This is a genomic window from Gluconobacter sp. Dm-74 (assembly GCF_018256135.1).
GTDB lineage: Bacteria > Pseudomonadota > Alphaproteobacteria > Acetobacterales > Acetobacteraceae > Gluconobacter > Gluconobacter cadivus.
On the sequence record NZ_JAERLX010000027.1, the window covers coordinates 1 to 5,899 of the forward strand.

Annotated in this window: 4 protein-coding genes and 1 pseudogene; 3 read left to right on the forward strand and 2 right to left on the reverse strand. The window is 43.3% G+C overall.

Translation table 11 applies throughout. From position 1 onward, the window contains the following. Positions 1 to 75: 75 nt before the first annotated feature. Both JK208_RS15785 and JK208_RS15790 read left to right on the forward strand, forming a co-directional pair. A pseudogene (locus tag JK208_RS15785) lies at positions 76 to 327 on the forward strand (IS5/IS1182 family transposase); the annotation flags it as partial. A gap of 383 nt (positions 328 to 710) precedes the next feature. Beyond that, positions 711 to 1,642 (forward strand): IS630 family transposase gene (locus JK208_RS15790; RefSeq protein ID WP_249202206.1). Its coding sequence is split into 2 segments (ribosomal slippage): positions 711 to 1,047 and positions 1,047 to 1,642, totalling 933 coding nucleotides; the frame shifts between segments, so codons are not numbered across the junction. 12 nt (positions 1,643 to 1,654) lie between these two features. On the opposite strand, the gene JK208_RS15795 is transcribed toward JK208_RS15790, so the two are convergent. Beyond that, entirely contained in the window at positions 1,655 to 2,704 is a 1,050-nt protein-coding gene (locus JK208_RS15795; protein ID WP_211576713.1) for an SEL1-like repeat protein, read from the reverse strand. Positions 2,705 to 2,754: 50 nt separating this feature from the next. Beyond that, on the reverse strand, positions 2,755 to 5,292 hold the full coding sequence (locus JK208_RS15800; RefSeq protein WP_211571890.1) for a hypothetical protein: 2,538 nt from the start codon (positions 5,290 to 5,292) through the stop codon (positions 2,755 to 2,757). Positions 5,293 to 5,497: 205 nt separating this feature from the next. Between JK208_RS15800 and JK208_RS15805 the strand changes: the two genes are divergently transcribed. Beyond that, positions 5,498 to 5,899 (forward strand): transposase (locus JK208_RS15805; protein ID WP_211576714.1); only part of this gene is annotated, 402 nt, incomplete at its 3' end.

Here is a 5,899-nt window from a genome sequence, read left to right on the forward strand (position 1 = left end):
GCTGCTTCATGATCCATACTCCAATCAACGCAAGAGAAATGGAATCATAGAGAACAGGTCAGAGCCAAGGGGTTTTTTCGATCCCTCCAGGTCCACAGGAAAAAGCCGCATCTCAAGCCTATGCCCCGACATATCCAGAGATCGAATGCTGGAAAGTCCGTGATCCGATCCCGCGTCGAGCATGTCTTTGCGGGTCAGAAATCGCAAATGGGTCTGTTCGTCCGAACTGTCGGTATCACCCGGGCCACCATGAGGATCGGGCTCGCCAATATTGTCTATAATATGCGCCGCTTTCTCTTCCTCGAAAGATTGAGCGCGAGCGCGTAGTCATCCAGAGTGGGCAGTCCCCGGTATGCTCAAAACGCAGATCAAAAGCTACCCCAAAAACCGTCAATCAAATCACCAAAAGCCTGAAATCACCAGCCAAGCACATCAATCAACGGTTCTTCGATCCCTCCCCGTTCTGATGGCGCCAGAAAATCGTAGATCTCGGCGGTCGAGGGTCTTCCCCTTCGAAGTGGATGTCCTCGATCAAAGTCTCCCAGACGAACCAGACGGTATCAGAAAAGACAGACTGCATCATGCTCATCACAAACAACTATGCAGTGCGTTCTATTATTCAAGGACTAGAGCGGTTCCACTGAACTCTGAATCGAGAGGTGACACTGAAGAGGTCTTGTGATTCACCGTTTTCATTGATGGAGACGGTGATGGCACGAGCATTGAGTGATGATCTTCGGGAGCGTGTTCTGGAAGCTGGAGTTGCGGGAGCATCTGCCCGCTCGATTGCGGCGCGGTTCGGAGTGGGGATTTCGACGGCGATCCGCTGGTTGCGTCGGGAACGTGAGAGCGGCGAGCGGACGCCCCGTCGCCAGGGCAAGCCGCGCGGATCACGGCTGGACGCGCATGAAGCGTTCATTGCCGGCATGATCGAGGCGCAGAAAGACATCACGCTTCACGAAATGATAGCGCGCCTGGAAAGCGAACGGGCCGTCGGGATCGGTCGCACCATGCTCAGTCGCTGGCTGCGGCAACAGGGATGGACATTCAAAAAAAGACCGCTCATGCACTGGAGCAGGAGCGTGAAGACGTTCTGAAGCGACGACAGGACTGGTTTGATCGCCAGCCTGACCTTGATCCGCAGCGTCTGGTGTTCATTGACGAAACCAGCCTCTCCACGAAGATGGCCCGTCTGCGCGGGCGTGCCTTGCGCGGGGAACGTTGCCGCGCCGGTGTGCCGCACGGTCATTGGAAAACCACGACTTTCACCGGGGGGCTGCGTCTGACAGGCCTGACCGCGCCCTTCGTGCATGATGGTCCCATGAATGGCAGGATCTTTCAGGTCTATGTCGAACGCGTTCTCATCCCGACACTGAAGCCGGGTGATATCGTCGTGATGGACAATCTTCCAGCGGCACAGAAGGCCATTGAGCAGGCAGGGGCGGAACTGATGTTCCTTCCGCCATACAGCCCGGACTTTAATCCCATCGAAATGGCTTTCTCAAAACTCAAAGCCTTGCTGCGCGCTAAAGCCGAACGAACTGTCAGTGCTCTGTGGGATACCGTCGGCGCTATGCTTCCCGCTTTCACTCCCAGTCAATGCGCCAGCTTCTTTACAGACGCTGGATATGAACCAGATTAAAGCGGAGCCGCTCTAACAGACCCCGGACAGGAAAATAGCTTCTTTTATTTGTATTTCACAATTACTATTATTTATTACCTCTATCAGCCATTCTTTTAATTTTGTTTTTTTAATATTATACTTTCTTCCACTCAGTACCATGCGTGAAACATGTAGCATAGCCCCGAAATGTCCCATTTCAATAGCTTTTAAATACCAGTATATACCTTTATGACTTTCTACATCTTGACATCCCATCGTAAGCCAGTCGCCAAGCGTGGCTGCAGCATCCGAGTAACCCGCATTCGTTGCCTTACGTAACCAAGATTCAGCGCTCAAAGTGTCTCGATCAGCTTTTAATAGAAAAACACCATATCGAAAGTAAGCTTCAGGTATCTGATCCTCCGCCGCAGATTTTAAGTGCCATCTCAAAATAGTAGAATCTTGAGTGATTATCCCCTGCTCAATCGCCCTTGCCATCAGAAGATGAGCTTTTCCATTATTTATATTTTTTGTTTGTAGAACCATAGAAATCCAGTAATTAATAGAATCTTTAGTTGAAATTTCTGCAGAGGCGGCTCTATCATCTCCTTGAATACACCGATCCGCTAACTCAACCATAGCCCAAGGTTGATTATTTTTAGCTTCCTGGTGAAGGATAAAAACTGCCTTATCAGTATTTTTGTTCAACTTTATGTATATCAAACGCCATAAGAGACGTGTAGCAGGAGCGTCTCCGAGGTCTCTACCACGGTCACAAAATAGAATTGCATTATCAAGCCCTAGCGGAATATTTTTAGTAGAAATATGGGGTAATCCTAGAATAGAATCTAACGAGCTCTCCTCGAAATTTATAGCTTGTAGAGCAAGACGAGCCCGCCAGTACCATGACGGAACATCTCCCAGATTTGTTGCCTTTTTTAACCAGTAATGTGCCGATGCAATAGTAGAAGTGTTTTTCCCAAAAGTACCATTTAAATAACTTGCTCCGAGATAACGACATGCGTCTGGGAAATTAGCCTTAGCTGCACTTCGTATGGCAGCATACCTCTTCTGCGAATGTATATCCCCTCTGATAGCCATCTTATATCGATGTGATATCAGAGGATGTAAAAATAGACGCATATGCACCATCACGGCGACACCGGTACATAAATTTGAATGGCGCTATCCCCGATATTATGAATATCTACATGTGTTACACCACCAATCATAACAGAAGAGTTGGAGTTATCAAATGTCATAACTACCGAATTTCCTTTTTCTGTTATTTTATACCCATGTGCATCAGACAGTCCTGTCAAAATAAGTGTATCGTTAGATGATGTGAAATCATTTATAGTCATATTTAAATTTGATTTAATATCTCCTTGAATTGACACATTACCTGTAGATGCAATTCCATTATTATATCCTAGATTAGCGTTAAGTGAACCGCCAAAAACAAATACTTGTGCATTCTCTATTCCGGAATTAAATGTAGTATTCCCACCTTGAACTACGTCCTTGATCGAACCACTAGCTGTTGAAGTTGAAGCGTTAATAACAGTATTTGGAGCCGTTGACCAAATTTCTTGGTACCCAGAACCACCATTAATACAGTTAATTGATTTAACCTGTTTAGAATTTGAGGCTATAATTAACTGATTACTTTTATTATTATCTCCCCCGTTAACAGTTAAATCTACGCCGTAATTAAAAATAGTTTGACTGCCAGCCCCTGCTGTCATCACTACACTAGCTACATCTTCAGGATTGGTTTCATTCTGAAAAGCAACCAACGTCTCGGTCCCAGCTCCTCCTGTAATATTCATGTCTCCTCCTTGAGAGACTAACAGATCGTTTGCAGAAGATGCTAAACTACCATATACATTTGTTGTTCCTGCATTTGACCAAATAGTTACCATCTCGGTATTGAGATTTACATTAGTGGTTCCACCTTGAACGTCGATATAAGCAGAATTTATATTTCCTTTATTTGAAGAGAAGATACCTCCCGCGAAAGAAGATGCATCTGAGGCGTTAAAAACCGTATCTTGCGAGCCAGTCCAGACTTGCTGATTTCCTCCCCCATTTACCAAAAGTTTTCCAGTACTTGAAATGTTACCAGAAACTATTACTTGATATCCTTGGCTTTCATTATTTACTTCAACACTATTATTTCCTGTTAATAAAATAGATTTAGAATCATTATTCTGTTTTATATTGTATTTAGCATTTGATCCTGTTGATAAAGTTAGCGTAGATGCCGCTTCTAAAGAAAAATTCACAGTTCCATACTTAATTGATGGATTCATGTCTGTGTTAATAGATATATTATATACACTGTTAGAGTTGATGTTTTCTGATGTGAAGTATGAAAAATTTCCAGAAACGTTCAAAACTGAGTTTCCGTCGATAGTAGCCGATCCTCCCTTACCAATGATGTTTGTAGACAGACCTAAGGCATGAACACTCGCTGCAGTTCCTGATCCTATAGTTAGAGTATCATTTCCATTACTCGTGATGTATTGCGGATTTTTTAAGGTATATATCGAAGAATTTGCGTTTCCAGAATTTAAAAGAAGATTTGTTTCTCCATCAGATGGAGTAGTAGTTGAAATTTGATTATCTTCCATCTGTAGATCTGAGATAGATTGAATTTTTTGACTTTTATCTGAATATTTTATGTTAGATGATAAATCTTGTGTTATTGATATATCGTTAATATCCATAGTCGCGCTAGAATTTGATGGTTGAGCAGTACCTAGATTACCTGCCTCTCCCCCTACATATGACCCAGTAAGGTTCCAATTCGAAAGGTCTTGATAGTACGAAGCATTTTGAGGATCTTGACGTGAAAGTATAGTAATTACTTTATCAAGTGCAGCGTTTAGATTTATAGATACATTATGAAAACTCGATGTATCTCCTGAAAAGGCATCTAATTCACCGTTATAGTTATATTCCATTGATCCAAGATAAAGCGATATAGCTGTCAAGTCTCCCGGACTATAGATTTTGCCTCCAGAGTTGGAACCATTTAATGATGAATAACCTGCTTCAACAGTTTCTACACCACGCGAGTCATAGACAACGGATTGTAGAAAAATACCGAGTTGAGGAACTCCAGAAATTTTCTTTACTGTATTAAAATTTACAGTAAAATTATTTCCGAATGAAATAAGTCCTGTACTTCCGCTTATATTAGTGATACGCTCATTAGCCGTAAAATTAATTTGATGATCAAATGTGACATCAGTACTTAAATTTTTGTAAGTCTGTAAATTAACATCATTTAAGTTGCCGCCTTGCACTTGAATTCCATAAGTATACCCAGGTAATATTCTTCCATCTTTGCTTGCATCCGAAGATTCAGAGGAATTGTATATAGATAAACTAGAATTTCCTGCGCCGTCATTAATGCTTCCTTGCTGCCAAGTTGCAACAGGAGTTCCTAAGAGATTATCTTTGAATTCTATATCTTCTAATATAGGAGATGTTGGATCGAAATAGGAACCCGAACACCATTGCGTAACATCCCAATCATCATTGAAAGTTCCAGGAAGATTTGGTATAGAATCCTGATATTGTTCAATACCATTAATGACTTGTCCATTATTAAATCTAAAGTTAGGTCCATTTGTGCTTGGATTTTCAAAAATATTGACAATTGACTTAGCGATAGACATTTTATATCACCTTATAGGTTTTTTACTTCTGAGAAAAACTTTAAGAGACTTTATTTTATAAAACGTTAAGATAGAGGGATCGAAGAACACTTGATTGATCCGCTTGGCCCGTGATTTCTGGGTTTTGGCGATTTGAAGAGTTCGAAAAACCCCTTGGTTTTGAAAGCAGCTCTGTGATTCCATTCGTCTGGTTCTGACTGAGGGAATAGCGCTATGGAGCGGGCGGGATTTTTTTGATGTTGAAGAGCGGCTTGCTCGATTGAGCGGACTTGGTGACCAGCTCGAAGCGTTTTCCCGGACTGTGGATTTTGAAGTGTTCCGCCCGGAACTGGAGAAGGCACTGGCGTATTCCGACGGAAGCAAAGGCGGGCGACCGCCATTTGATCCGGTGCTGATGTTTAAGATCCTGGTGATCCAGACCCTGAACAATTTGTCTGATGAGCGGACGGAATATCTGATCAATGATCGCCTGTCCTTCATGCGTTTCCTTGGTCTGGGACTGTCGAACCGTGTGCCGGACGCCAAAACACTCTGGCTGTTCCGCGAGCGCCTGACGCAGGCTGGTGCGATTGAAAGGCTGTTTGATCGTTTTGATACCACCCTGCGC